The sequence below is a fragment of the Pseudomonadota bacterium genome, assembly GCA_039193195.1.
Lineage (GTDB): Bacteria > Pseudomonadota > Gammaproteobacteria > Steroidobacterales > JBCBZW01 > JBCBZW01.
In genome coordinates this window covers 1-25231 of sequence record JBCCWS010000006.1, presented here as the reverse complement: position 1 = coordinate 25231, position 25231 = coordinate 1, and the positions used below count along the sequence as shown (strand labels likewise).

At 65.0% G+C, this 25231-nt stretch carries 22 protein-coding genes; 14 read left to right on the top strand and 8 right to left on the bottom strand.

The window, feature by feature from the left end; genetic code table 11:
* Positions 1-119 precede the first annotated feature (119 nt).
* The 4 genes from glgP to AAGA68_07890 all read left to right on the top strand — a co-directional run bounded on the left by glgP (position 120) and on the right by AAGA68_07890 (position 11112).
* Positions 120-2684 (top strand): alpha-glucan family phosphorylase, encoded by a 2565-nt coding sequence (gene glgP, locus AAGA68_07905; GenBank protein MEM9384972.1) that lies wholly within the window; start codon positions 120-122, stop codon positions 2682-2684.
* 64 nt (positions 2685-2748) lie between these two features.
* Entirely contained in the window at positions 2749-4725 is a 1977-nt protein-coding gene (glgB, locus tag AAGA68_07900; GenBank protein MEM9384971.1) for a 1,4-alpha-glucan branching protein GlgB, read from the top strand.
* A 49-nt stretch (positions 4726-4774) separates the two neighbouring features.
* Positions 4775-7591: a PD-(D/E)XK nuclease family protein gene (locus AAGA68_07895; protein MEM9384970.1), complete on the top strand. Its 2817-nt coding sequence runs from the start codon at positions 4775-4777 to the stop codon at positions 7589-7591.
* Complete coding sequence (locus tag AAGA68_07890) at positions 7588-11112, top strand: UvrD-helicase domain-containing protein (protein ID MEM9384969.1); 3525 nt, start codon at positions 7588-7590, stop codon at positions 11110-11112. Before AAGA68_07895 ends, AAGA68_07890 begins: the two co-directional genes overlap by 4 nt.
* On the opposite strand, the gene gspN is transcribed toward AAGA68_07890, so the two are convergent.
* The 8 genes from gspN to gspG are packed head-to-tail and all read right to left on the bottom strand — an operon-like array spanning position 11109 to position 16895.
* Positions 11109-11876: a type II secretion system protein N gene (gene gspN, locus AAGA68_07885; protein ID MEM9384968.1), complete on the bottom strand. Its 768-nt coding sequence runs from the start codon at positions 11874-11876 to the stop codon at positions 11109-11111. The genes AAGA68_07890 and gspN overlap by 4 nt on opposite strands.
* 3 nt (positions 11877-11879) lie before the next feature.
* Positions 11880-12353 (bottom strand): type II secretion system protein GspM, encoded by a 474-nt coding sequence (gene gspM, locus AAGA68_07880; protein MEM9384967.1) that lies wholly within the window; start codon positions 12351-12353, stop codon positions 11880-11882.
* On the bottom strand, positions 12350-13669 hold the full coding sequence (gene gspL / locus AAGA68_07875; GenBank protein MEM9384966.1) for a type II secretion system protein GspL: 1320 nt from the start codon (positions 13667-13669) through the stop codon (positions 12350-12352). The genes gspM and gspL overlap by 4 nt, the downstream gene beginning before the upstream one ends.
* Before the next feature lie 15 nt (positions 13670-13684).
* On the bottom strand, positions 13685-14662 hold the full coding sequence (gene gspK, locus AAGA68_07870) for a type II secretion system minor pseudopilin GspK (GenBank protein ID MEM9384965.1): 978 nt from the start codon (positions 14660-14662) through the stop codon (positions 13685-13687).
* Positions 14659-15297: a type II secretion system minor pseudopilin GspJ gene (gene gspJ, locus AAGA68_07865; GenBank protein ID MEM9384964.1), complete on the bottom strand. Its 639-nt coding sequence runs from the start codon at positions 15295-15297 to the stop codon at positions 14659-14661. The genes gspK and gspJ overlap by 4 nt, the downstream gene beginning before the upstream one ends.
* Before the next feature lies 1 nt (position 15298).
* Positions 15299-15823, bottom strand: coding sequence for a type II secretion system minor pseudopilin GspI (gspI, locus tag AAGA68_07860; GenBank protein MEM9384963.1), 525 nt, complete (start codon positions 15821-15823; stop codon positions 15299-15301).
* Positions 15813-16433, bottom strand: a complete 621-nt coding sequence (gspH, locus tag AAGA68_07855; protein MEM9384962.1) for a type II secretion system minor pseudopilin GspH — start codon at positions 16431-16433, stop codon at positions 15813-15815. Before gspH ends, gspI begins: the two co-directional genes overlap by 11 nt.
* A 24-nt stretch (positions 16434-16457) precedes the next feature.
* Positions 16458-16895: a type II secretion system major pseudopilin GspG gene (gspG, locus tag AAGA68_07850; GenBank protein ID MEM9384961.1), complete on the bottom strand. Its 438-nt coding sequence runs from the start codon at positions 16893-16895 to the stop codon at positions 16458-16460.
* 188 nt (positions 16896-17083) lie between these two features.
* Between gspG and rrtA the strand changes: the two genes are divergently transcribed.
* From rrtA to AAGA68_07800, 10 genes are all read left to right on the top strand, one after another.
* Positions 17084-17698, top strand: a complete 615-nt coding sequence (gene rrtA, locus AAGA68_07845; GenBank protein ID MEM9384960.1) for a rhombosortase — start codon at positions 17084-17086, stop codon at positions 17696-17698.
* A 30-nt stretch (positions 17699-17728) separates the two neighbouring features.
* Positions 17729-18685 (top strand): ACP S-malonyltransferase, encoded by a 957-nt coding sequence (fabD, locus tag AAGA68_07840; protein ID MEM9384959.1) that lies wholly within the window; start codon positions 17729-17731, stop codon positions 18683-18685.
* 4 nt (positions 18686-18689) lie between these two features.
* On the top strand, positions 18690-19430 hold the full coding sequence (gene fabG / locus AAGA68_07835) for a 3-oxoacyl-ACP reductase FabG (GenBank protein ID MEM9384958.1): 741 nt from the start codon (positions 18690-18692) through the stop codon (positions 19428-19430).
* A 147-nt stretch (positions 19431-19577) separates the two neighbouring features.
* On the top strand, positions 19578-19814 hold the full coding sequence (gene acpP / locus AAGA68_07830; GenBank protein MEM9384957.1) for an acyl carrier protein: 237 nt from the start codon (positions 19578-19580) through the stop codon (positions 19812-19814).
* A gap of 90 nt (positions 19815-19904) precedes the next feature.
* Complete coding sequence (gene fabF, locus AAGA68_07825; GenBank protein ID MEM9384956.1) at positions 19905-21143, top strand: beta-ketoacyl-ACP synthase II; 1239 nt, start codon at positions 19905-19907, stop codon at positions 21141-21143.
* 24 nt (positions 21144-21167) lie between these two features.
* Positions 21168-22010, top strand: coding sequence for an aminodeoxychorismate lyase (gene pabC, locus AAGA68_07820; protein ID MEM9384955.1), 843 nt, complete (start codon positions 21168-21170; stop codon positions 22008-22010).
* A complete protein-coding gene (gene mltG / locus AAGA68_07815) occupies positions 22007-23083 on the top strand; it encodes an endolytic transglycosylase MltG (protein ID MEM9384954.1) in 1077 nt (358 codons plus the stop codon). Before pabC ends, mltG begins: the two co-directional genes overlap by 4 nt.
* Complete coding sequence (gene tmk, locus AAGA68_07810) at positions 23076-23744, top strand: dTMP kinase (protein ID MEM9384953.1); 669 nt, start codon at positions 23076-23078, stop codon at positions 23742-23744. The genes mltG and tmk overlap by 8 nt, the downstream gene beginning before the upstream one ends.
* Positions 23737-24798, top strand: coding sequence for a DNA polymerase III subunit delta' (gene holB, locus AAGA68_07805; GenBank protein MEM9384952.1), 1062 nt, complete (start codon positions 23737-23739; stop codon positions 24796-24798). The genes tmk and holB overlap by 8 nt, the downstream gene beginning before the upstream one ends.
* A gap of 72 nt (positions 24799-24870) precedes the next feature.
* Positions 24871-25221, top strand: a complete 351-nt coding sequence (locus tag AAGA68_07800) for a PilZ domain-containing protein (GenBank protein MEM9384951.1) — start codon at positions 24871-24873, stop codon at positions 25219-25221.
* The last annotated feature ends 10 nt before the right edge of the window (positions 25222-25231 follow it).

Sequence of the window (25231 nt, the reverse complement as noted above, 5' to 3'; positions counted from 1 at the left end):
GGTGCTCTCGGCCGGGCCTGGTGGCTGTCATTCGGGGGCTGCTGCGAGTATCGTTGCTGCCCGAATTGCGGCTTCACAGAAAATCAGCGCCGCGTCGACTGCCCTGATTCGAGGACTCCATGCCAGGCACTAGCTTTTACCTCGAGGTTCGCCCTCGGTTACCGGATTCGCTCGCCCGTTTGGACGAGCTGGCCAACGATCTCTACTACAGCTGGGATCCGTCGGTGCGCGCCCTGTATGCGCGCCTGGACCCGCAGCTATGGAACGACTGCGGACACACGCCCCGGGTGTTCCTGCGTCGCGTGGCGCAGGCACGCCTCGATGGGGCGGCGGCCGATCGCGTTTACATGCGCGAGTACACTCGCGTCCTGTCGGCCTACGATAGCTACCGCGAGTCTGCCCGTGCGCCACAGGTTACCGACACGCTCGATCCAGAGCAGGATTTGGTGGCCTACTCCTGCTTCGAGTACGGCATCCACGAGAGCTTCCCGCTCTACTCGGGTGGGCTCGGCGTCCTGGCCGGGGACCATTGTAAAGCAGCCAGCGACATGGGCGTGCCTTTCGTGGCTATCGGCATGCTCTACCGCCTGGGTTTCTTCTCGCAGGAGATCGATGCGCACGGCAACCAGGTGGCCCGCTACCGGCCAACCGACTACGCAGATGTACCGCTCGAGATATGCCGAGGCGAGGAAGGTCAGGAGCTGCGCACCAGCGTGAGCCTACCCGGGCGGGAGATCGCGCTGCGCATTTGGCGCGCCCGCTGCGGTCACATCAGCCTGTATTTGCTGGACACGGATGTGGAGGAGAACAGCGAGCAGGATCGGCGGATTTCCTATCAGCTCTACGGTGGGGACCGCACTACCCGAATCCAGCAGGAGATCGTGCTCGGCATCGGTGGCGTGCGCGCGATGCGTGCACTCGGCTTGCGCCCGACGGTCTGGCACATCAACGAGGGCCATGCGGCCTTCCAGATTCTGGAGCGCTGTCGTGAACGGGTTGCGGGCGAGGGCCTGGATTTCGAGACAGCTGTCGAGTCGGTGGCGGCTGGCACCGTGTTCACTACGCATACTCCCGTGCCCGCCGGCCACGATGTGTTCGACCACGGGATGATGGCCGAGTACTTCACGCCATTCGCCGAGGCACTGGGTCTCGAGCTGCCGCAACTGTTAGCTCTCGGTGCGGCCCCTAATCATCCAAATAGCTTCAACATGACGGCGCTGGGGCTGCGCGGCTCGCGCTTTCGCAACGGCGTGAGTCGCATCCACGGTGGCGTGGTCTCCCAGATGGAACAGTACATCTGGCCTGAGGTGCCGCCTGAGGAAAACCCGATCGCCTACGTGACGAACGGCGTGCACCTGCCGACCTTCCTCGCCGAAGACTGGAGCGCCCACTTCGACGTGATGCTCGGCGGTGGTTGGCGGAACGAACTTAGCAACGCCGAGTATTGGGCTGAAGTGCCGGCCAAGATCCCCAATCACAGTTTCTGGAGTATCACTCAGTCGCTCAAGGCGCGCCTGCTCGAGGACATGGCGCATCGGGTGACGATTCAGGCCAAGCGCCACGGTGCCAGCGAGCCGCAGATCGCCCGCCTGACGGCGCAACTGCGCCCCGCCGATCGCGACGTGCTGGTGCTCGGCTTCGCCCGTCGTTTCGCAACCTACAAGCGGGCGACCCTCTTGCTGCGCGACCTCGATCGCCTGGCTCGGTTGCTGAACGATGAGGCGCGACCGGTGATCCTGGTGTTCGCCGGGAAGGCGCATCCGTCGGATGTACCCGGGCAGGATCTCATTCGCCAGGTGCACGCCATCTCCAAGCGACCGGAGTTTCTGGGTCGCCTACTGCTTCTCGAGAACTACGATCTGTCCCTCGCTCGCACCCTCTACCCCGGTGTGGATGTGTGGCTGAACACGCCCGAGTACCCGATGGAGGCCAGCGGCACCTCGGGTCAAAAAGCGGCGATGAATGGCGCCGTGAACCTCAGCATCCTAGACGGCTGGTGGGGCGAGGGTTACAACGGCGAGAACGGCTTTGCGGTGGCCGCCCATGGTCCCGAAGACGATCCGCAAACGCGCGATGTGGTCGAGAGTCAAGAGATGCTCGACTTGCTAGAGCATCAGATCATCCCGCTCTATTTCAAGCGTGAAGAGCACGGTTATTCGGACGATTGGGTGGCGGTCACGAAGGCGTCCATGGCCAGCATACTGCCTCGCTTCAACGCTCAGCGGATGCTCGAGGACTACCTACGAGGGTTCTACGGTCCGGCGGCCGCTCAGCGCCGCCGCTTAGACGGGGAGCATTTCCTCTGGGCACGTCGTCTGGCGGAGTGGCGGTCTCGCATCGAGCGCGCCTGGCCCACCGTCAGTGCAACGATGGAGTCGGCTCAGCCGTCGGCGATCGGCGAGGGCGACACCCTGCCCCTCGAGGTGACGGTCGCCCTGGGTGAACTCGATGCCTCGGACCTCGTGGTGGAATGCGTCACCGGTGTGGAAGACGCTGAGGGCGAGCTGCAAGTACACGCGAGCCAGCAGTTCGACGCTGCCGTTGGGGGGGGCGCGGGTTTCATGTCTTACCGCTTGGACTACCAGCCCCCCTTGGCCGGGCTTCAGTGCTACCGCATCCGCATCTTCCCGTGGCATCCCCTATTGACGCACCGCTTCGAGATGGGGCTGATGCGCTGGCTGTAGGACAGGACGAGCCGGCGATGGCATGCTGTCGCCGGGAACATGGCCAAGGCTGCGAGGCGAAGCGATGCCGGTAGGACTCAGCGACTTCGACAGCTATCTGTTCGGCATCGGCCAGCACTACGAACTCTACGAGAAGCTTGGCGCCCATCCCGGGGTTCGCGACGGTGTCGCGGGCACCTACTTTGCCGTCTGGGCACCCCACGCGCGCCAGGTTGCTGTCGTCGGCAATTTCAACGGCTGGAATTGCGCAGAGCACATCATGCATCGACTGGAGAATGCGGGCGTCCATGAGCTGTGGATCCCCGGCGTTTCACCCGGCGAGATGTACAAGTACGCCGTTCGTGGTGCTGATGGCGAGATGCACATGAAGTGTGACCCCCTGGGGTTCGCCATGGAGCTTCGCCCGGCCAACGCGTCGATCGTGAGCGACCTGAACGGTTACGCCTGGGGCGATGCGCAATGGGTGCAGGGACGGGCTGAACGACCCTGGTGCGAAGCGATGAACATCTACGAGGTGCATCCGGGGTCCTGGAAGCGGATTGGCACTGGGGAGGAAGAGCGCATGTTCACCTGGGGGGAACTCGCACAGGAGTTGGTCCCCTACGTCGCAGATCTTGGTTACACCCATATCGAGCTCATGGGCGTAGCCGAGCACCCCCTCGATGCCTCGTGGGGTTACCAGGTGGTTGGCTACTACGCACCTACGGCACGCCACGGATCGCCTCAGGACTTCATGTCCTTCGTGGATGCCTGCCATCGCGCCGGAGTTGGCGTGATCCTCGATTGGGTGCCTGCTCACTTTCCCCGTGATGCCCATGGGCTCGCCCGCTTCGACGGCACTAGCCTCTACGAGTACGCGGACCCGCGGGTGGGGGAGCATCGCGAGTGGGGCACCAAGGTGTTTGACTACGGCAGCCCGCAGGTGCGCAACTTCCTTGTCGCTAACGCACTCTTTTGGTTAGACCGGTACCATGTGGACGGTCTTCGCGTGGACGCCGTCGCCTCCATGCTCTACCTCGACTACAACCGCGAAGAAGGGCAGTGGATCCGCAATAAGCATGGCGGTCGAGAGAATCTCGAGGCGATCGAGTTTCTCAAGGAACTGAATGAGACGGTTTCCCGCTACCGACCAGATGCCTTGATGATCGCTGAGGAGTCCACGGCTTTTGCTGGCGTAACCCATGGCGTGGATCAGGGCGGCCTCGGCTTCCGCTTCAAGTGGAACATGGGATGGATGAATGACACCTTACGCTACATGGCCCTCGATCCCGTCCACCGTGCCGCGAACGCGAACTTGATCACCTTCTCTATGGTCTACACCTACAGCGAGAACTACCTGCTCGCTTTGTCCCACGATGAGTTTGTACACGGCAAGCGGTCGCTGGTTTCCAAGATGCAGGGGGATGCGTTCTGGCGCCTGGCCCAAGTTCGTCTGTACTTGGGCTGGCAGCTCGCGCATCCGGGCAAGCAGCTACTTTTCATGGGTAGTGAGTTCGGTCAGGAGCGGGAATGGTCAGAAGAGCGCAGTCTCGATTGGCATATGCTCGAGCAACCTGGTCATCGAGCGTTGCTCGACTACGTTCGAACGCTGAACCAGTTCTATCGGGCTCAGCCCGCTTGCTGGTCCATGGATGCGGACCCCAGGGGCTTTCAGTGGCTGGTCGTCGACGACCACGCGCACAGCGTCTACGCCTTCGCACGCGAGGCCGATCCGGAGCGCTTCGCCAATGCCCCTACACTGGTCTTTGCGTTTAACTTCACGCCCGTTGAGCGTGCCGATTATGGGCTGACGGTCCCCGTGAGCGGTGAATACGAGATCGTCCTCAACAGCGATGCGGCGGCCTACGGAGGATCGGCCCCCGTGGGAGCCTCGACCGAGGCGGCCATCGTCCATGCCGCAGCGTTGCGCCAGGAGGAGGGTGCGGCCACCGCACAGACGCCGTCGTTCACCGCCGACGATGGCGAGGCGGTGCCGGGCGTGCTTCGGTTGAATCTACCGCCGCTAGCAATGCTGGTGTTGCAGCGGCGAGCGGCTGACTAAGGCGCGGCGCCAGGGAAGGGCGCACGCCGGGCTTGAGGACGACAGCGCGATGGACCCGCGGCTGACCAAAGCAATTCATCAGGGCACGACAGTCGTTGTGCCCAACGCTACGGCGGCACGCCACCTCCGTGCACGTTATGCCCGTTGGCGCGCTCAGCATAGGGAGCGCCCTGAGGCCCTCGGCGCGACGACAGCGCGCGCCGCCGCCGTTTGGCCGACCCCAGACGTCGTGAGTTGGGGAGGTTGGTTGGCCCGCCTGCAAGAGTACCTCCTTTGGGACGGTTCCTTGGGGTACCCGGGGGAGTTCATCGATCGCTATCGCGAAGAGCTTATCTGGGAGCAGGTGATCGGGCCGGATGATGATGCTGGGCAGGCAACCCGCTTGGCCCGACTGGCGGTCGACGCTTGGGAGACCGTCGACGCCTGGAACGCGCGCGATCTGCTACTGAGCGAGGGTGCTAGCTTTGGCCCCGAACCCGCCGCCCTGCAGCGCTGGGCGCGCCGCTACGAAGCTGTACTCGCAGAGCAGCGTTGGGTGGATCGGGCACAGGCCGGCCGTGCCTTGCGCCAGGCCGTCGCTCGCGTGTCGCTCCGAGGACGGAGCATCTTGATGTTCGGCTTCGACGCCCTGCGGCCCGCGGAGCGCTCCCTGCTACGGAGCCTTGCTGATCGTGGCCTGCGGGTGCGCGCCTGCCAACCGAGACGTCGGCCAGTAGACGGCGAAGGTCTGCGCCACCTTCGCTTCGCCGATGACGCCTCTCAGTTTTCCGCTCTCGGCGACTGGGTACGCGACGCTCTGCGTCGCCACGCCGGCGGCGCCATCCTGATCGCTCCACCGCAGCGGGTATCGCCCGACAGCCAAGCAGGACGGCGGATTGCGCGCGCCTTGGACGACGCGCTGGTTCCGGTCGCGCTGCTGCCTGGCATGAGCTCCCTGCCTAGACCTTGGAGCTTTGCGCAGCAGGGTCCATTGGCAGACCAACCGCTGGCGCGCTCGGCGCTGGCTGTTCTTCAATTGGTGCGCGAGCGTCTTGCCGCCGATGAGTTCTCATCCTTGCTGCACGAGCCGTCTGTGGATGGTGGCCAGCAGGAATCTGCTGCCCGGGCTCTCTTCGACGTCTGGTTGCGCGAGCATGGATGGCGTCAGGTGGAGGTGAGGGAGCTGCCATCGCTCCTGCGCCAGTACGGGCGCCGCGGACGTCGTCCGCTCCTGCTGGAGCAGGCCCTCGAGCAGGCGCAGTTGGCTCTCGCGTGTGCCCGGACCTTGGGCATTGATGAATGGGTGGCGCACTTTCGGACCCTGCTGCAAGCGTTCCGATGGCCGGGCCGCCTGGAGTCGCTACTTCAGCAACAGGCTGCTGATGAGTTCAATACGGCCCTGAGTCGCTTGGCCGAGGTAGCTCACCTAATGCCCAAGCTCAGTGCCGAGCAGGCCCTGATGCGCTTGCAGCGGTTGCTCCAAGCAGCGCCCTTTCAGCCGGAGCAAGGCGATACGCCCGTGCTGGTCGCCGCCTTGGGCAGTGCGCTCGCAATCGATGTAGATGCGCTTTGGATTCCGTCGCTCGATGCTCTGAGCTGGCCGCCACCGCCTCGACCACAGCCGCTGTTGGGCGTCTCGCTGGCGAGATACCTAGGGCTACCGCAAGCGAGCGCAAGCGGCCAGCGACAACAGGCTCATCGCACCTTGCGCCATGCCTTGCGCGGCGCCGCGCAGGTGGTTGTCTCGAGTGCGGCGCGCCTGGGCGAGCAGGTGCGTGCGCCCAGCCCGATGATGCATGCGCTAGCACCCGACCCAGAGGTGATCCACGGTGCCCTGCGTAGAAGTCCGCGGCTACCGGTGCCGGCCGCACGGCTCGAACCCTTCCTCGATGAACGGGGCCCCGCGCTTGGCGCATCGGCTGCGTCGGACGAGGGGACAACTTTGCCAGGCCTGGAGCCGCAGGCGCGTGGCGGCGCGAGCGTCATCGCCATGCAGGCGGAGTGTCCCTTCCGAGCGTTCGCAAGTTCCAGACTCGCCGCTGGTGCCTTGCCGGATCCAGGGCAGCGCGGCGCATTGCGGCGAGGGGTGCTGCTGCATGAGACGCTGGCGGCGGTTTGGTCCGTACTCGAGGATTCGGCGGGATTGGCGCGATTGCTTGAGAGTGACGCACTAGAATCCACCCTAGGGGAGGCACTATCCCTGGAGAGAGCTGCGCTGGATCGCCGTGGCTACGCTAAGCTGCCGTCAGCGCTCGCGGAGGTCGAGCGGCGAGTGGTGACGGCCGTCTTGGCCGACTGGCTAAGGCGTGAGGGGGAGCGCGAGCCCTTTCGTGTGGTGGGTATCGAGCAGACACAAACGCTCATATTAGGTGGGTTGCGTCTCTCGTTGCGTATCGACCGCGTGGACGAAGTGAGCGACGGTAGGCGCTTGGTGCTCGACTACAAGTCGGGGCAGGCCGCATCCCGACGGCGATGGGAGGGCCCACGGCCGGATGCGCCGCAGCTCCCGCTGTACGCCCTGGCTTTGGATCCGTCGCCCGACGCGGTGGCATTCGCCGTGCTCGCGGCGGGGGCGCAGCGCTTTGTGGGAATGGGGGCGCACGCGGCTGTCCTGCCCGGCCTAGAAACACCCGCAGAAGCTGGCGACAAAGTCGCACTCTGGAGCAACCAACTTGCTCAATGGCGCGCGACCTTGTCCTCCCTGGCCGATGAGTTCGCACGCGGTGATGCCCGCGTATCGCCCGTGCGTGGCAGCGCGACCTGTCAGTACTGTGAGCTCACTAGCTTGTGCCGAATTCCCGGTGCAGCCATGAGTGCATCGAGCGAGGAGATAGGCGAGATGCCACCCCTTGCGGCGAACACCGACGACCGACAGGAGCAGCCGTGAGCAGGCCCGTAGATCCTACGGTGGTCGAGGCTGACCATCGGGCACGGGCGCAGGCGATCGACCCTGAACGCTCTTGGGTGGTGCGTGCTCCGGCGGGGTCTGGCAAAACGGAGCTGCTGATCCAGCGTTTCTTGGCCCTGCTGGCACGCTGCGAACAACCTGAACAGGTGCTTGCCATCACCTTTACAGTGAAGGCGGCGGCGGAGATGCGCGAGCGAGTTCTCGGCGCCTTGCATCGAGCAGAGCACACGCTGCCCCCGTCCCAGCCCCATGCACGCAAGACCTGGGATCTCGCTAGCGCTGTCGTCTCACGCGATCGCGTGCGCGGTTGGCGTGTGATGCTTACGCCTGCCCGCTTGCGGATTCAGACCATCGATGCTCTGTGCATGCACATCGCCAGCCGCCACCCCCTGAGCGCGCGCTTGGTGGGGATAGATGCGATCAGCGAGCGGCCGGACGTGCTTTACGGCGAGGCGGCGCGCGCCTTGTTCGATCGTTGGTCAGGGCGTGAGACGACGGGGCAAGAGATGGCGCCAGAGCAGCGCTTGCTTGAGCATCTCGACGGTGATCAAGAGCGTGCCATCGTGCTCGTAGCGCACATGCTGTCCGTGCGCGATCGCTGGCTGCGCCACGTGGTGGGCGGTGTCGCCGGCCTTGCGCGCGTCGCTTGGCGAGAGCTACTGGAGTCGGGGCTACAGTCAGTGTGTGAGGCGCATTTGGCACGCCTCACGCGGTTGCTGCCAACGGCGCACGCGGCGGAGCTCACATACCTGGCGGCGGTCGCTGGTGAGGCGCTAAAGGGGGCGGGTAGTGACTCGCCGATTACGGCGTGCGCGGGTCTGCGCGACCTCGCGGCGTCGCGCGATTTGGCACGGTCCCTCGATGTCTGGCGCGGTGTGCGCGAGCTGCTACTGACTCGCCAGGGTGAGTTGAGGGCCCAGGTGAGTAAACGCATCGGCTTTCCTGCGCCTCGGGCGGGTGACAATCACAGCGCGAACCGACGCGAGCGCATGCGGGAGCTGCTGCGCGCGATGGCGTCCCACGAGGGTTTTGTTCAGCAGCTCCACGGCTTGGCCCGCTTGCCGGCACCTACCTACAGCGATGCCCAATGGAGTCTTGTCGATGCGCTCATGCAGCTGCTGCCGCGAGCCGTTGCGCACCTGAAGATCGTGTTTGGCGATCGAGGTGAGGTCGACTTCACGGAAGTGTCGCACGCCGCCCTACGGGCCCTCGACTGGGAGTCGGCCCAGGTGGGTGTTGGCGCGCAGGCAGATGCGAGCGCGATTGCGCTCGATTTGGACGAGCAGGTGCGCCACATCCTCGTCGACGAGTTTCAAGACACCTCCCACCCTCAACTCGCGCTGCTTCGGGGGCTCACCGGTGCCTGGTCGCCGGGCGACCCTGACCGGACGTTGTTTCTTGTCGGTGATCCGATGCAGTCGATTTATCGCTTTCGGGACGCTGAGGTGCAGTTGTTCGCGCAGGTGCAACGCCAAGGTGTAGGGGATCTCGTGCTGCCTTCGCTGCAGCTGCGCCGCAACTTTCGCTCCGATGGGGTCTTGGTGCGGTGGGTCAACGAGGCGATGGCAGCGCTCGAGCGGGACGGCGAAGCAAGTCACGAGGCCGGGCAGGTTCACTTCGAAGCCAGCGAACCGGTGCGCGAAGGGGATGGTGCGAAGGTCGGACCATCGATCACATTAGCCTTGCGTGGCGAGGGGAGTAGGCAGGGCGAGTCGCAGTGGGTGGTCGAGCGCGTTCGAGAGGCCCTCAGCGTGGCTGGTCGATCCGTGGCGGTACTGGTGAGGGCCCGAGATCACCTCGCGCAGATCTTGCCCGCCCTACGCGCGGCGCGCTTGCCCTACTTGGGTGTGGATATCGAGCCTCTTCGCGACGCGCTCGAGGTGCGTGATGTACATGCCTTAACCCGTGCGCTCTGGCACCTCGGCGACCGTGCCGCCTGGTTGACCGTATTGCGCGCTCCCTGGTGTGGGATGACCCTACACGACCTGCACGCCTTGGTGTTGGAGGATCGTGGGCGGACCGTTTGGGACTGTGTGATCGACCAGCGCGGTCGAGCACGCCTGAGCGAAGATGGCCGCAGGCGCCTATCGCGCGTGAAAGGCGTACTGGCGGATTCCTGGCGTCAGCGGGGTACCGCGAGCCTGCGCGACTCCGTCGAGGGTGCGTGGACGGCCATGGGCGGTGCGGCGACCTTGCTCAGCGAGCAGGCCCTCGCCAACGTCCACCGCTACTTCGATCTGCTGGATCAGGTGGACCGTACGGGGCGCCTGCGCGATCTGGCGCCCCTGGAGCGTGGCCTAACGGCTCTCTACGCGGAGCCCGACCCGCGCGCAGACGGTCGACTTCAGGTAATGACGATGCACAAGTCCAAGGGCCTGGAGTTCGATGTTGTCGTCGTCCCTGGCCTGGGCGCCACGCCCCGCGCGGCACCGCGCGCCCTGCTCGAGGTGGCTGAGCTGCCCCTGCGTGAGATCGACCCCGAGGCGGGCGAACACAATCGCCTGCTCGTTGGGCCGATCGGCACTCGGCGGGCGACGGATCCGATAGGTGATTACCTGCGAGGCCGCGAGCGGCAGCTCGACCGGGACGAGGCGCTGCGACTGGCGTATGTGGCGCTCACGCGCGCGCGCGAGGCCCTACACCTTTCCGGTGAGCTACGCTCGTCGAGCAGCAGCGCCGCTGGCAGCGATGAGCACGTCCGGCCCGCGCCCGGGTCCTTGCTGTCTCTGTTGGAGCCGGGGCTTCGAGCGACGGATCTGTGGTCCCCGCTGTGCGAGGCGATTCCTTCAGCGCAGCCCGTGCGGCCGACGGCGCAGGCTCCCCAAGCGCTGTACCGGCTGCCCTCTGACTGGTCCTTAAAGCGCATGCCGGTCCCCGAGGTGGTGCGGGTGCCGCGCCCGTCCGTGACGGAGGAGTCGGTGCTCCTGCCTCGCGAGGGTGCGGGCGAGGTGGCGCGCCACGTGGGGCGAGTGGTCCACTGGGTGCTCGCGCGCATGGCGGCCGCGGAGGGCCCGCTGCCGACGCCGGCGGGCGAGGCGGCGGCGCTCAACCGGCGCGTCGTAGATGCCCTACACAGGGCAGGGCTGAGGGCCGATCCGTTGCTCGACGCGGCGCGTCGGGCGTTGACCGCGATTCGATCGACTCTGGAGGATCCGCAGGGGCGGTGGGCGCTCGGCGAGCGAGGTTCGCAGACTCAGGCGGGTTGGGCCCTATCGGGCTGGTTCGAAGGAAGAGCAGTCAGCGCTCGCGTTGACCTAAGCTTCATTATCGGTCAAGTGCGTTGGCTGATCGAGCTGCGTACTTCTGAGCACCAAGGCGGCGGCCTGGAGCAGTTTTTGCGCAGTGAGACGAAAACCGTAGGTCGTGAGCTGCAGCTGGCCTTACGTTTGGCGCAAATGCTGGAGACGGAACGCGAGCACCGCGCCGGGGTGTACTTCCCCTTGCTCGGTGAGTGGCGCGAGGTCACTCCTGGGGATGGCACCACGGAGGCAGTGGACTAGAAGAAATCGTTGCTACAGATCAGCGGTGCAGCTTGTGCTAGGGAAGTGCTAGCGCCTGCCCGCGCACGTGATTCGCACTCCCGATCCAGGCTACCGTCTGCACGCAGGGTGGCCGTTCCCTGCAGGGCGAGCGGTCCACTTTGCGTATCTGCGTACTCCACCTGGACGTCACCGGTGGCCTGCTCCGTGTGGAAGGACAGATCGAAGTCGCCGAGCGAATCGCTGCCGAGCAAGGGAACGCTCACCGTGCGTAGCTGTAAACGCCCATCCGCTCGTTCGGGCCAGCCGCCACCCTCGTTACCATTGAGCACCACATGGTCGAGTTCGAAGTCGACGGTGCCGCTCAGTCCGCCCAGCATAGGGACCGAAAGAAGGGGTGCCACCGCATCGATGCGCGCGCGCCCGCGCGTGGCCACTAGGCGCACGGCGCCGCCGCTGGCGGGGCTGATCCGCCCGCGCAGGCCGGCGATGGTAGGCCCATCCGCCTCCACTAGATACTCCAGGCGGCCCAGAAAGAGCGAAAGCGGCTGGAATTGCCAGCGCAAGCGCCCGAGGTACACGCCTCGCTTCGACCCATTGGCCGGCCCGTTGATGCTCGCGGCGCTGGCAGAGCCGGACCAGATCGTGCCCGCCACACCTTGCATGGCGATTTGCCTATTCAGGCCAGCCCAGCCGAAGGCAGGCCCCGCCGGGATGTGCAGGATCATCGCCACCGCGAACACGGCACCGCCGATCATCAGCAGCCTGCGAACCTGGGCGTTCACTTCTTAGGATCCTGCGCGCGCCAGAGTGATACGGAAGTTGCCGGTGCCGGGGACGTCTCCGGGTTGCACGGCCGCATCGACCACCCGTAGGGACGCACTGCTCTCGAGGTTACCGAGCAATTTGATCAACTCATCGAAGGGTGCTTCGCGAAACTCGGCCCGCACGCCGTTATTGCCGTTTGGGCGGCTCTGCTCGAGATACGCCTGCAATCCGGCGCTGCGCACCTGACGGCTGAGCTCAGTCACGGCACTACCGTTCACGGGGCCATCGCCCGGGCGGGATACGGCACGCCCCTGGTTGGCTTGAATCCACTGCAGCAGTCGGGTTTGCTCCCGCACACTCGCCTGATGCTTGTCCACAGCGCCGAAGAGAGGGCTGATGATGCCGCCAAACAGGATGCTGATCACGGCGATGATCGAGCCGATCACCAGCACCCAGCGTTCACGGGCTTCTAGTCCTTCGAACCATTCTTTCATGCATTGGGCCTAGTCAATTCGATGCGGAATTCAACTTCATCCGCCTGCGGATTCACCTGCTCTATCTCGAGGTTGATACCCCCGCGATCAGCCACCATACGCTTGATCTCATCGAGCGTATCGACGCTCGGGGCAAGCAGCTTTAGGTCCATCTTCTGGCGGGCGAAGCGCACTTCCTCGATCCGCGTGTTGGGGGTATCCCTAAGCGCGCTACCGAGCACGTCGAGCATGGTCAGGAACAGTTCGTCCTCCGCGGGACCGGCGCCGTCTCCCAGGCATCGGCCGAGTTCTTCCTGCACGCTGTAAACGCCGGTTATACCGCCAGGGCACAGCTGGTTGGCCGCCGAGGATACCTGGGCCGTGAGTCGGGCGTCTTCCGCACGCAACTGCAAAAGCTGTGCACCCTTGCCGCCAAGGACCGTAAGAAAGAGGATCCCAGCCAGCACCGCCGCCACGCGCCACTCGCGCCACACTGCACCGTAGTGTGAGGCAGGCGCGTAGGCGCCTTGGAGTAAATTGATCGCCTCGACTTCCTGCGCGGCTTGCTGGGCGAGCAGGGGGGCGACGCCCGCGGTGAGCTCACGTCGCTCGACCCGCTCCAGACGGCGCTCAAGCGCATCCAGCATAGCGGCGTGGCGCTGCAGGTCTTCGCTGCCGGCGAAGACCGTCAGAATGCTAGGCGCGCTCCTGGCAGCATTGCTCGCATCCTCCTCGGCGTCATCGTCGTCGTCTTCATTCTGCTCATCGGCCGGCATCGTAAGCGCGTCTTCGCCCGCACCTAGCGCATCCAGCAACAACTCCAAGTTGTCCACTTGATCCACCACTGGGGGGTGACCGTGGGCGGCGAGCTGCAGATGCTCGCCATCGATCAAGGCCACCGCCGTGCGCGCAGGCGGATGGAGAAGGGAGGACTCGGCGAACATCGCTTTGGCCGAGAGGTTGAGCTCCGCCAGGGTTTCGGTCCACTGCTCCATGAGGTCAGCGGCGACCGCCGCAACCGGCACGTCACCGGTGTCCTCCCGCGCACCGATAGCGAAGTGCAGGGTGCCTACATCCTCCGCAATGTGCTCCTCGAGGGCGAAGGGAACGGTGGCCAGGATCTTCGCGGTCCCCTTTACCGGTACGCTGGTGACTCTGTGCAAGACGTGCTCGCCCGGCACCAGGGCGAGGACGCGGGTCCCTTCAACCGGTGGGCTCGTCAGCTCATCGGGGGACACCATCTCCACGGGGTGGCCGGCACCGCCTTCACCGACGCGCAGCACTTCGGGCGCGGCGTCCGGGTCGGCGGGCAAACGGACGATCAGATGTTCGGGCATGGCGGGCTCGGAGTATTATTCTGTGTGGAATGTGCGGAAACGGGTCCAGACCTGACCCTGATTGTCGCGCTCGAGCAGACTGTACATTGTGAACAGGGTAGCACCAACGGTGACTCGCACGATGAGACGGAAGTAGTTGGAGTTGACCGTGACACTCGCCGCGCCGCCACCTTCCAGGCCGATCTGCTGACTCAAATCGTCCAGGTTCTCGTAGGGGGTGATACCCGCCTGCTCGAAGATCCCCTGCGCATCACTCGGGCTAATGTTCTCCGAAAGTGATTGCAGCACCACCGGCAGTGCGGTGTTCGGGTTGATCGCCGTGCCTGGAGGTAGGGCCGTGACATAGGGGCGCAAAGCACGCCAGGCAGCCACGTCGAAGGTGCCGATCGCAAGCAACTCGCTGGGGTTGGTGATCGCCACGTTCGCCGTACGGTAGGCGGGTTCTTGGCCTGTGTAGAAGTCGTCCTCGGCCCCGTCCGGGAAGGCCACCTCTTGGTTCGAATCGATCCAGTCGGCGGCAGCGTAGGCGAGGGCGGGGTCGATCTCGAGCGCCGTCAGGAGGCGTTGGAACTGGGCGACAGCGTTTTCGTCGATGCCTTGCTGCTGGCCTGCGCCGCCCTGCTGCTGACCGGCGCCCGCCTGCTGCTGGCCACCGGCGAGGTTGTTGAGGTTGAAGCGGCCGTTGAGATCCTCGAGTGTGCCCTCGATCAGGCCGTCGTCGATGGGCAGCGGGGGGAGGGAGCTGGCCCAGGCTTCTAGGCGGTGATCGGACTGTGTGTCCTGCAGGTCCTGGCGCAGGATGTCGTGGGCCCAGCTCTCGGCACCTAGGGCGTACTGCATGGCGACTTCCGAGCTCACCATTACGGTGGTGCGGCGGAAGTGCAGCTGGTAGGCGTCCGAGAGGCCGATCATGACCACCGCCGCCAGCGCGGCGATGAGCATGGCTGTGAGCAGCGCTGCTCCGCTTTGTCGTCGCGGGTGTGTCGGCCTCACGGACTCAGCTCCACTACGCGGCGGATCTGTCCGAAATCTTCCATCACGAGCACGAATTCCACCGCCAGCGGGCGCGCGTAGAGCTGTCCTTGGGGGTCGCCTCCGGTGTTGAGGGGAGGCCAGTCCGTCTGCCAGGCTCGCGTGGAGTCCATGAATCTAATGGTCATCTGCTCCACGCCGTCCAGTAGGGCGATACGCACCGGTTGGCTGCCGAGGGTTCGGTCGAGCACCTGCCAGTACACGCGCACCAACGAACCGTCGTCGATTAGGTAGGCGACGCGCTGCAGGGTGGGGCGTCTAGCGCCGATCGTGTTGCTCCAGCCGCCCCGCGTGAACTCCAGGGGGAACTCACTGGCGGCCCCGGAGACCATGGCGGGCACCCGACTGTCGCCGAGGAGATCACGCACCGGGCGCGGTTGCGCCTGATAAAGGTCGCTGGCCATGTATCGGACGGCGAACTGCAGCTCCTGGAGGCGCTCCGCCGAGGCGCGCAAGATGCCGTCCTGCTGTAGGAGTCGGTTGAGACTACCGAAGGCCAGCAGGCCGAAGATGGCGAAGATCCCGGCCACCACGACGATCTCGAGCAGGGTGAACCCCCGGCTGCGACAGGGTCGACCATGCCAGGTGAGGCTCATGCTAGGTCTCCTCGCCGCCACGCTGACCCGGCTGCGGAGTCTGGGGGTCGGTCGGATTGCCCGGCAAGCCAGGCGTCCCGGGCTGTCCGCCGGGGATGCCAGCCCAGGGCGCGGGGGCACCGCCGGGGGCGGGGGGCTGGCCGATGAAGCCGACCACCGTCGCCAAGGAGTCACCATCCCGTGTGTACCGCACCACCACTTCGACGCGGCGCAGGGCCTCGACCTGGGTGGCGCTCACCTCCGCCTCCCATACCCACTCCGCGGGCCCGAACTCCACTTCGCCATCTGATCGGCCGATCTCCGGGATGGTCGGCTGCAGTCGCAGCTCGGCGATCCGGTTGAGGGCAATCCAGCTCGCGAGCGTGCGCTCCTGCATGCGCGCAGTTCCGAAGGACGCCTGATTGATGGTCTGGAACGCCGCCGCAAGGCTCACGGCGACCACCGTCACGGCCACCAACAGTTCGATCAGCGTGAAGCCGCCAGTCGACCCGGGCGGGCGTTGCGTGTGCCGCATCTCAGAGGTCATCTTCACGAGTGACCTCGAGGGCGCCGAAGGGCTGCCCGGTGAGGATGTAGCGTCGCTCGGACACCTCACTCTGGAAGTAGAGCGTAAAGGGGGTGAGTTCACCGCTCGCGAGGACCATGACTTGCGGTGTGACGGTACTCGCTTGCACCTGGTTGTCACCGTCCTCGTCTGCTGCGTCCGCGTCCGTCCGCTGCTCGCGCTCGCGTTGGCGAAGCTGGCGGCGCTCCTTATCAGACGGGGTCAGCTTGGCCCCGCGCCCTTCGACCACTAGCTCGAACTCCACAAGCTCGGGCAGCTCGCGTGGTCGTAGTTGCTCGATGTCTTGGAGCGCAATCCAATCCAGGCCCTGTGGGTCGAACTGGTGCCAGCTGTAGCCGGCTAGATCGATATGCAAGCCCAGGTCGCGCCCTTGAAACAAGGCCTCCTCGCTAGCCATCTGCAGCAGCGCGGTCAGGCGATTTACCTCGCGCTCGAGCATCCGATCGCCACTGCTAGACGGCAAGGAGATCACGGCAAAGGTGGCGAGCACGGAGATCACCACGATCACCACCATCACCTCGATCAGGGTGAAGCCGCCGCGGGAAGACGCGGTGTTGACCCTTCGACGCACGAGCACTAACCGGTGCGCGAGCCGTTAGCTCGTTTCCCAGCTGCCGATATCGGCGTTGAAGCCTTCGCCGCCGGGGGCACCGTCAGCGCCGAAGCTCAGCACGTCGATCTCACCGCGAACCCCGGGATTTACGTACTGATAGGGGTTGCCCCAAGGGTCCCGAGGGACGGTGCTCTTCTGCAGGTAATTGCGGGTGGTGCCGGGAGGCGGGTTCACCAGCGCCTCGAGGCCGACGTCTGCGGCGGGGTAGCGAAGATGATCCAGACGGTAGAGGTTTAGCGCCGACATGAGCGCCTGCACGTCAGACTTGGCCTTTGTCACGCGAGCGTCATCTGCGCGGCCCATGACGTTGGGCAGCACCAACGTGGCCAGGATGCCGAGGATCACGACCACTACCATAATTTCGATGAGCGTAAATCCGTGTTGACGGCCCTTCGCCACTCGGGGCGTTGCGTTCATCATCTCTCAAGACTCCCTGATCTCGTTACCGTGTTCATACTATTGGGGGGCCGCGCGTCCGCAGACGTGCGGGGATGCGCGAGCGCCGACGACCCTTCAGTGGGTACTCTTGCCGCCGACGGCTAAGAAGCCCCCCATTCTAGCAAATGGACCCGTGGACAATGAGATCTGGGACCTCACGCAGACGCGAAATGCTGCGCCTGGCTGCCGCGGATTGGATTGGCGTCTTAGTGCCCGTGGGCTTGGCCTTGGCATTCGCCCTAGGGGGTAACGTCTGGCGGCTACTTTTGCGCTACGAACGTGATCTACCGCTACTCATCGCGCAGCCATGGCGTCTCTTGTCGGCCCACCTCGTACACATGAATGGTGCCCATCTCCTGCTGGATGGGGTGGCGTTTGCGCTCATCTGGTTACTGTTCGCGGGAAATCTACCGGTGCGCGCTTGGTGGGCGGCATTTTTAGGGGGTTGCTTGGCAATCGATGCGGGCCTCTACTACTGGCAGCCGCAGGTGGGGTGGTACGTCGGCCTATCCGGGGTGGAACACGGCCTGTTCGTCGCCGGTGCGACTTGGATGGCTCTGGCCCGCATGCCCGGTGCCGCGCTTATGCTGGGTGGGCTCGCGGCCAAGCTCGCTTGGGAGGTGTCGATTGGGCCCATGCCCTGGTCGACTAGCGCCTCTCGGGGGCCGGTCATCGAGGTGGCTCACCTCTACGGTACGGCGGGTGGTTTGACAGCCTTCGGGTTGCTGATGACCCTCGACGAAACCTGTCGCGAACGGTTGAGCGTGCAGCGCCGGGGCCAGTAAACTTCCGCGTTTGCGACGTTGGAGACCGTAATGGCGCTAGCCTTCGTGTTCCCAGGGCAGGGGTCACAATCGGTTGGTATGCTCGCCGAGCTGGCCGCCGCCGAGCCGGTGGTAAATCACACCTTTGAAGAGGCCTCCGACGCGCTCGGTTACGACCTTTGGGCCTTGACCCAAGCGGGTCCAGTGGAGGAGCTGGCGCGCACGGAGCGCACGCAGCCAGCCATGCTGGCAGCGGGTGTTGCCGCATGGCGTGTGTGGCGTAACCGTGGCGGCCCTTCACCAACCGTCATGTCCGGACACAGCCTGGGCGAGTACACCGCGCTGGTGTGTGCGGATTCCTTGGACTTCACCACCGCGATCAAGCTGGTCGAGTACCGAGGGCGCGTCATGCAAGAGGCCGTTCCTGCGGGCGAAGGTGCGATGGCGGCGATCATCGGGCTGACCGATCGACAGGTGGCAAGTGCGTGTGAGGAGTCGGTGGCCGAGGGAGGCGTTTGCGAGCCGGTCAATTTCAATGCGCCTAATCAAATCGTTATCGCTGGCCATGCGGGTGCGGTCGAGCGTGCTATGCAGTCGGCCCGCGACAGGGGAGCCAAGCGCGTGGTGCTTCTGCAAGTGAGCGTGCCCTCCCACTCCTCCTTGATGAGGCCGGCCGCGGAGCGAATGCGCGAACGATTGGAAGACACCCTGTTCCGCCATCCGTTGGTACCGGAGATCTACACCGTGGACATCGGTCGTCACGGATACCCCGAGGACATTCGTGAGGCGCTCGTACAGCAGCTGTACAAGCCCGTGCGCTGGGTCGACACGATTCGCTCAATGGTGAAGGAAGGGGTCAATGCGGTGATCGAGTGTGGACCGGGAAAGGTGTTGATGGGGCTCAATCGACGGATCGAGCGACGCCGCGAGCTGGCCATCCACGGGATCTACGACCCCGCCACCATGGACGAGGCCCTCGCGTCGCTGCGGGAGCTCAGCCGTGGTTGATCGATTGCTCGAGGGTGAGATCGCCCTAGTGAGCGGCGCGTCGCGCGGGATCGGCGCCGCGATCGCACGCCTACTTGCGGCTCAAGGTGCCGTCGTGATCGGCACGGCAACGTCCCAGGGTGGCGCAGACGGTGTCGAAGCCGCTTTGCGTGAGGCTGGGGCCAAGGGCCACGGTTTGGTGCTCGACGTATCGAACGATGACTCTGTTACCGAGGCCTTTGCTGCGGTCAAGGAGCTTGCGGGTCCGCCAACGTTGCTCGTGAACAACGCCGGCATTACCCGCGACAACCTGCTGATGCGCATGAAAGGTGGAGAGTGGGACGAGGTGCTCAACACCAACCTCACGTCCATGTACCGGATGTGCAAGGCCGCCTTGCGCGGCATGACCAAGGCTCGCAAGGGTCGGATCATCAACGTGGCGTCCGTGGTGGGCCTGATGGGCAACGCAGGCCAGGCCAACTACGCGGCCGCCAAAGCAGGGATCATCGGCTTCAGCAAGTCCCTGGCGCGAGAAGTAGGCTCGCGAGGCATCACCGTCAACGTGGTAGCGCCGGGTTTCATCGCCACGGACATGACCGATGCGTTGGACGAGGCGCAGCGAGAGGCCCTGCAGGGGCAGATCGCCCTGGCCCGCCTCGGCTCGGCGGACGACATCGCGGCGGCGGTGGCGTTTCTGGCTTCGCCCAGTGCGGCCTACATCACCGGCGAGACCCTGAACGTTAACGGCGGTCTGCACATGCAATAGAGCTGATGGGGTGCTAGCGCGCCCGAGCCCTGTGCCAACCAGTAGTAGTCAGGCGGCGCTTTTGCGTAAAATGCAGCGCCGCAGCGGAAGCCGCCCCGGGCCGAGGTCCGGGTTTACACGAGATCCTTGAAGGGGAACTACACGAACATGAGCATTGAAGAACAGGTCAAGAAGATTGTCGCCGAGCAGCTCGGGGTGAAGGAAGACTCCGTCACCAGCGATGCTTCCTTCGTCGATGATCTGGGTGCCGATTCGCTCGACACCGTTGAGCTGGTCATGGCGCTCGAAGAGGAGTTTGAGCTGGAAATCCCGGATGAAGAGGCCGAGAAAATCACCACGGTGCAGCAGGCCGTCGACTACATCAAGGATCGTTCCAGCGACTAGAGTCGCTCGGTTCCCCGGGTCTGCGGGTCCCTTCAAGCGCAGGCTGGACCGTGCCTTGCGGCCAGCCTTTCCAGGCCGAGGTTGAGCAACATGAGACGAGTCGTAGTCACTGGACTCGGCGTCGTATCGCCCGTGGGCAACACGGTCGAGGCGGCCTGGTCCGCGGTGAAAGAAGGTCGTAGCGGGATCGGTCCGATCACGTCCATGGACGTCAGCGCCTTTACCACGCGCTTCGGCGGCACGATCAGCGACTTCGATCTTGGGGCCTACCTCGAGCCTAAAGAAGCGCGGAAGATGGACCCGTTCATGCACTACGGTATCGCGGCCGGTGCGGACGCGCTCGTGGACGCTGGCTTTGAGGATATCGACGACGAGCTCGCCGAACGCATCGGCTGCGCGGTGAGTGCGGGCATCGGCGGTATTGGCACGATAGAGCGCAACTACGAAGCGGCGCTGGACAAGGGGCCGAGGAAGATATCGCCCTTCTTCGTTCCAGCCAGCATCATCAACATGGTCGCCGGCAACTTGTCGATCAAGTACAAGCTGCGCGGACCTAACATTAGTGTGGTCACGGCGTGCACTACGGGCACGCACAACATTGGGCATGCCGCGCGGATGGTCCAGCACGGCGATGCCGACGTCATGGTCGCCGGCGGTGCCGAGATGGCTACCACGACGCTAGGCCTCGGCGGCTTCTGCTCGGCGCGCGCTCTCTCGACCCGCAACGACGAACCGCAGCTCGCGAGCCGCCCCTGGGACAAGGACCGGGACGGCTTTGTCCTGAGCGACGGCGCGGCCTGTCTGGTGCTTGAGGAGCACGAGCACGCGCGGGCTCGCGGGGCGAAGATCTATGCCGAGTACGCTGGGTTCGGCATGAGCGCTGACGCCTACCACATGACCTCGCCTTCGGAAGATGGTGACGGGGCGCGCCGTTGCATGACGGCCGCTCTTCGCGATGCGAAGATCAACCCGGAAGACGTTGACTACATCAACGCCCACGCTACGTCGACCCCAGCGGGCGATATTGCTGAGACGATCGCCATGAAGCGCACCTTCGGCGACCACGCCAACAGGCTCGCGGTCAGCTCCACCAAGTCGGTGACGGGGCATCTGTTGGGGGCAGCCGGTTCGATCGAAGCTCTGTTCTCGGTGCTTGCGCTGGGTGAGGGGGTGATTCCGCCCACCATCAACTTGGATAACCCGGATCCTCAGTGTGACCTGGATTTCGTGCCCCACACGGCCCGCGAAGCCAACCTCAGTGTCGTGCTGTCCAACTCCTTCGGCTTCGGTGGCACCAACGGCACCGTGATCTTCAAACGCGTCGACTAGCTTCGACCCCGTCGAAAGGCGCCCATGCCCGAGCAATCCAGGGTCAGCGTGCCGGCGGACGACCGCGGGCTCGCCTATGGTGATGGCTTGTTCGAAACCATGGCGGTGGTTTTCGGTCGAGTCCGCCTGCTCGATCATCATCTCGACCGGCTCTGCTCCGACGCCGCCCGCTTGTCGCTGCCGATCGATCGCCCAGCCCTGGAGTCCACCGTTCAGCAACGCGCTCGGGTGCTGGATCATGGTGTGTTAAAGCTGCTGTTAACTCGCGGCAGTGGCCCCCGCGGCTACGCGATCCCGCCCACGGTGACCCCGCGGCGTCTGTTTTTGGAAACCTGCCAGGCCGCCGGCTTCGCCGACACCTGGTGCAACGCGCCTCAGGCACCGATAGCCGTGCGTGTGTGCGACACCCCGCTGAGTGTCAATCCCGTCCTGGCGGGTATGAAGCACCTAAACAGACTACCGCAGGTGCTCGCGCGTAGTGAGTGGACGGGCGGCGAGGTCACCGAAGGTCTCATGCGTGCCGCTGGCGAGGCGATCGTGTGCGCCACATCGGCGAACGTATTCGCCCTGCGAGGCGACTCGCTGGTGACGCCTGCCCTGGAGCAGGCGGGGGTTGCCGGGGTCATGCGGCGGGCCCTGCTCGAGGTTGCACGCGATGAGGGCGTGGCCGTGGCCTATGAGGATCTCACCCTGGATACGCTTCGCCATCGTGCCGATGCGGTCATGCTGAGCAGCTCTTTAACAGGTGTTCGCCAAGTTGGCAGCATCGATGGCGAAGCTCTGCGTTTGGGCTCGGCGGACGTCGATGGTCGCATCGAGCGCTTGCGCCGAGCGCTAGGTCAGCGAATTGGGGTCCCGAACGCATGACCTCACTCATTTCCCGCGTGCTTGCGGTTGCCGTCATCGCGCTGCTCGGGTTGGGTGGCGTGGCTGCGTGGGGCGCCAATGCGGTATGGCGTTGGTTGGAATCCCCACTGCCAATTCCCGCTGATGCCGTGCTGGAGGTTGAGCCTGGAACCTCTCTCACGCACTTGGCGCAACAGCTCGCGGAGCGCGGTTGGCTGACCCATCCGCGTTGGTTGAGCCTGCTCGCGAGGTGGCAGGGCGATGCGACGCGGATTCAGGCGGGGCAGTATCGCCTCGACCAGTCGCTGACGCCTTCGGGCCTACTGGCCCTGCTCGTGAGCGGCGAGGTGATTCAGTATCAGGTCACGCTGATAGAGGGCTGGACCGTGCGCGAGGCGGTCAGGGCGATTCGCGAGCACCCCCACGTGCGCGTGACGTCGGCGACCAGCAGCCCGGCGGCCATCGTGCAGGCCCTGGAGTATCGCGCCGACTGTGCGCCCGACGGATGCACTTGGGCGACCCTCGAAGGGCAGCTCTTTCCTGATACCTATCAGTTCCCCGAAGGTAGCGAAGATATCGCGCTGCTCAAGCGCGCCCACGCACGTCTGCGGGAAGCGTTGATGGCGCATTGGGAGGCGAGAGACACGGCACTGCCACTGGAGAATGCCAGTGACCTGCTAGTGCTCGCCTCCATCGTGGAGAAGGAAACGGGCCTCGCCGAGGAACGCGAGAAGATCGCTGGGGTATTTGTGCGACGCCTTCGCAGGAGCATGCGATTGCAGAGCGACCCCACTGTGATCTACGGCCTTGGCGATGCCTACGCTGGCGATATCACGCGCGCCCATCTGCGCACGGATACCCCCTACAACACCTACACGCGTAGCGGCCTGCCGCCGACCCCGATCGCCATGGCGGGGCGGGCGGCCCTGCAGGCGGCCGCACACCCGGCCGTGGGCGATGCGCTTTACTTCGTGGCGACTGGGGTGGGTGATGGCAGCCACCAGTTTTCAGCGACCCTGGAGGAACACAATGCCGCTGTGCGTCGCTACCTCCAGCGACAACGGCAGCAGCAGCACGGACGCGCGAATGAGTAGTCGAACGGGCCGCGGGCAGCTGATTACGCTCGAGGGGATCGAGGGCGTGGGCAAGAGCACTCAAGTGTCGACCGTAAGCGCCTGGCTTGAGTCCCACGGTGTCGGCGTGGTAGCCACTCGCGAGCCGGGAGGAACCCCACGCGCCGAACGCATCCGTGAGGTGCTGCTGGCGACGGAGGGGGACGAGCTTCCGCCATTGGCAGAGTTGTTGCTCATGTTCGCTGCCAGACAAACCCACATCACGAATCGCATCCTCCCCGCCCTGCGCAGGGGCGAGTGGGTGGTGTGTGATCGCTTTACGGATGCGACGCGCGCATACCAGGGCGCTGGACGTGGCCTCGACGACGAGCGGATCGAAATGCTGGCAAAGTGGGTGCACGCAGAGGAGTTGGTCGCACCTGATTGCACGGTGCTATTAGACGCGCCGGTCGACGTCGCCCTCGCGCGCGCGCGCGCACGCCACGGCAAGGCCGATCGTTTTGAACAGCAGGCTGCGCCCTTCTTCCAGCGAGTTCGCGATCGCTACCTGGAGCTGGCTCGGCGCGAGCCGCAGCGATTCCTGCTCATCGATGCGGGCGATGGCGGGCCCGAGGCCGTAGCTATGCGCGTTCGAGATGGTTTGGCGGCGCGCTACCCGCGGCTCGGGAAGTCGCATGGCTAGCGGATTCGTTAACTTGCCAGATGGTCAAGGTCAGCGCGTAGCTCTGCCATGGCTCGACGACCTATACCTTCGCCTGGTCGGGGCCCGCTTTGCACAGACCCTTGCCCATGCGCTTCTCCTGAGCGGACCGATAGGCATCGGTAAGAACGCCCTCGCGCACGCGCTCGCCGACGCATGGTTGTGTGAGGCTGAAGGTGTGGACGCGTCGGCCCGGCCCTGTGGACGTTGTCGGGGTTGCGGTCTCACGGCGGTGGGCAATCATCCGGACCTACAGCGGCTGGTCCCCGCGGAGGGCAAGGCCACCATCTCGGTGGATCAGGTGCGAGAGCTCTCCGCGGAGCTCGCCCTGAAACCCCACGCCGGTGGCAGCCGAGTGGCGCTGATCACCCCGGCGGAGGGGATGACGATCAGCGCGCAGAACAGTCTCCTCAAGACCCTCGAAGAGCCGCCGTCGGGGGCGGTGTTGGTGCTGATCACACACCAGGCGGACGCGTTAGCGCCGACGATTCGTAGCCGATGCCAGCAAGTGTCCGTGGCCGGGCCAGGTGGATTGCAAGCGCGCTCATGGCTCGCTGAGCGAGGGGTGGATGTAGGGGCGAGTACCGAGGCGCTGCAACTGGCACGGCAATCGCCGTTGGCGGCACTGCGGCTGGTCGAGGACGGTTTCGCGGAACAGGCCGCGGACCTTGCCGAAGCACTGGGTCAGATCGCACTGGGCAAGGCGGAGCCCATCAGCGTCGCCGGCCGGTGGGAGAAGCTCGACATCGGCCGAATCGTGAACTGGTGGCAAGGGGCGCTGCACGCCATCGCGCGGGAAGGATTGGTCGCTGCCGGGGAGGACAACGCGAGCGAGATGGCCACCAGCTACCGCGTGCTGGCCGCGCAAGGTGCACGGTGGGTAGCGGCGAGTGATCTCTTCGGGTTCTCTGACCGCCTCGCAGAGGCGACCCTAACCCTGCGCGGTCAAGCTAATCAGCGCCTGCTGCTCGAGGGGCTGCTGATCGACTGGGCCCGCGTGACGCGACCGGCGCGTACCCGGCGCAGGCCGTCATGAGCGCTACTTCTCCGCCCGAGAGCGTGATCTAGCTACTATGCCCGTTGCAACACATCTGCCACTATCTAACCTATGGCCATAGCTCCGAACAAACCTGGTCTGCTGCGTCTGACGATCAAGGACACCAGTGCCCTGTACCTGGCGTACATGCCGTTTGTGAAGAACGGAGGGCTCTTCATCCCGACTAACAGCTCTTACCGTCTAGGTGACGAGGTCTTCATGCTGCTCACCTTGATGGATGAGCCAGAGAAGCTGCCCGTGGCAGGCCGCGTGGTGTGGATGACGCCGAAGGGTGCTCAAGGAAAGCGCACGGCAGGCATAGGCGTGCAGTTTAGTGAGCAGGACCGCGGCGCGACCCAGGAGAAGATTGAGAACTACCTAGCTGGCAAGCTCACCAACGACCGTCCGACGCACACGATGTAGCGTGTCCTAG

Bases quoted from the DNA above. Each gene is read 5' to 3' on its own strand.
- glgP (MEM9384972.1), top strand. From the start codon at position 120: ATGCCAGGCACTAGCTTTTACCTCGAGGTTCGCCCTCGGTTACCGGAT.
- glgB (MEM9384971.1), top strand. From the start codon at position 2,749: ATGCCGGTAGGACTCAGCGACTTCGACAGCTATCTGTTCGGCATCGGC.
- AAGA68_07895 (MEM9384970.1), top strand. From the start codon at position 4,775: ATGGACCCGCGGCTGACCAAAGCAATTCATCAGGGCACGACAGTCGTT.
- gspM (MEM9384967.1), bottom strand. From the start codon at position 12,353: ATGAAAGAATGGTTCGAAGGACTAGAAGCCCGTGAACGCTGGGTGCTG.
- gspL (MEM9384966.1), bottom strand. From the start codon at position 13,669: ATGCCCGAACATCTGATCGTCCGTTTGCCCGCCGACCCGGACGCCGCG.
- gspJ (MEM9384964.1), bottom strand. From the start codon at position 15,297: ATGAGCCTCACCTGGCATGGTCGACCCTGTCGCAGCCGGGGGTTCACC.
- gspI (MEM9384963.1), bottom strand. From the start codon at position 15,823: ATGACCTCTGAGATGCGGCACACGCAACGCCCGCCCGGGTCGACTGGC.
- gspG (MEM9384961.1), bottom strand. From the start codon at position 16,895: ATGATGAACGCAACGCCCCGAGTGGCGAAGGGCCGTCAACACGGATTT.
- rrtA (MEM9384960.1), top strand. From the start codon at position 17,084: ATGCTGCGCCTGGCTGCCGCGGATTGGATTGGCGTCTTAGTGCCCGTG.
- fabD (MEM9384959.1), top strand. From the start codon at position 17,729: ATGGCGCTAGCCTTCGTGTTCCCAGGGCAGGGGTCACAATCGGTTGGT.
- acpP (MEM9384957.1), top strand. From the start codon at position 19,578: ATGAGCATTGAAGAACAGGTCAAGAAGATTGTCGCCGAGCAGCTCGGG.
- fabF (MEM9384956.1), top strand. From the start codon at position 19,905: ATGAGACGAGTCGTAGTCACTGGACTCGGCGTCGTATCGCCCGTGGGC.
- pabC (MEM9384955.1), top strand. From the start codon at position 21,168: ATGCCCGAGCAATCCAGGGTCAGCGTGCCGGCGGACGACCGCGGGCTC.
- mltG (MEM9384954.1), top strand. From the start codon at position 22,007: ATGACCTCACTCATTTCCCGCGTGCTTGCGGTTGCCGTCATCGCGCTG.
- tmk (MEM9384953.1), top strand. From the start codon at position 23,076: ATGAGTAGTCGAACGGGCCGCGGGCAGCTGATTACGCTCGAGGGGATC.
- holB (MEM9384952.1), top strand. From the start codon at position 23,737: ATGGCTAGCGGATTCGTTAACTTGCCAGATGGTCAAGGTCAGCGCGTA.
- AAGA68_07800 (MEM9384951.1), top strand. From the start codon at position 24,871: ATGGCCATAGCTCCGAACAAACCTGGTCTGCTGCGTCTGACGATCAAG.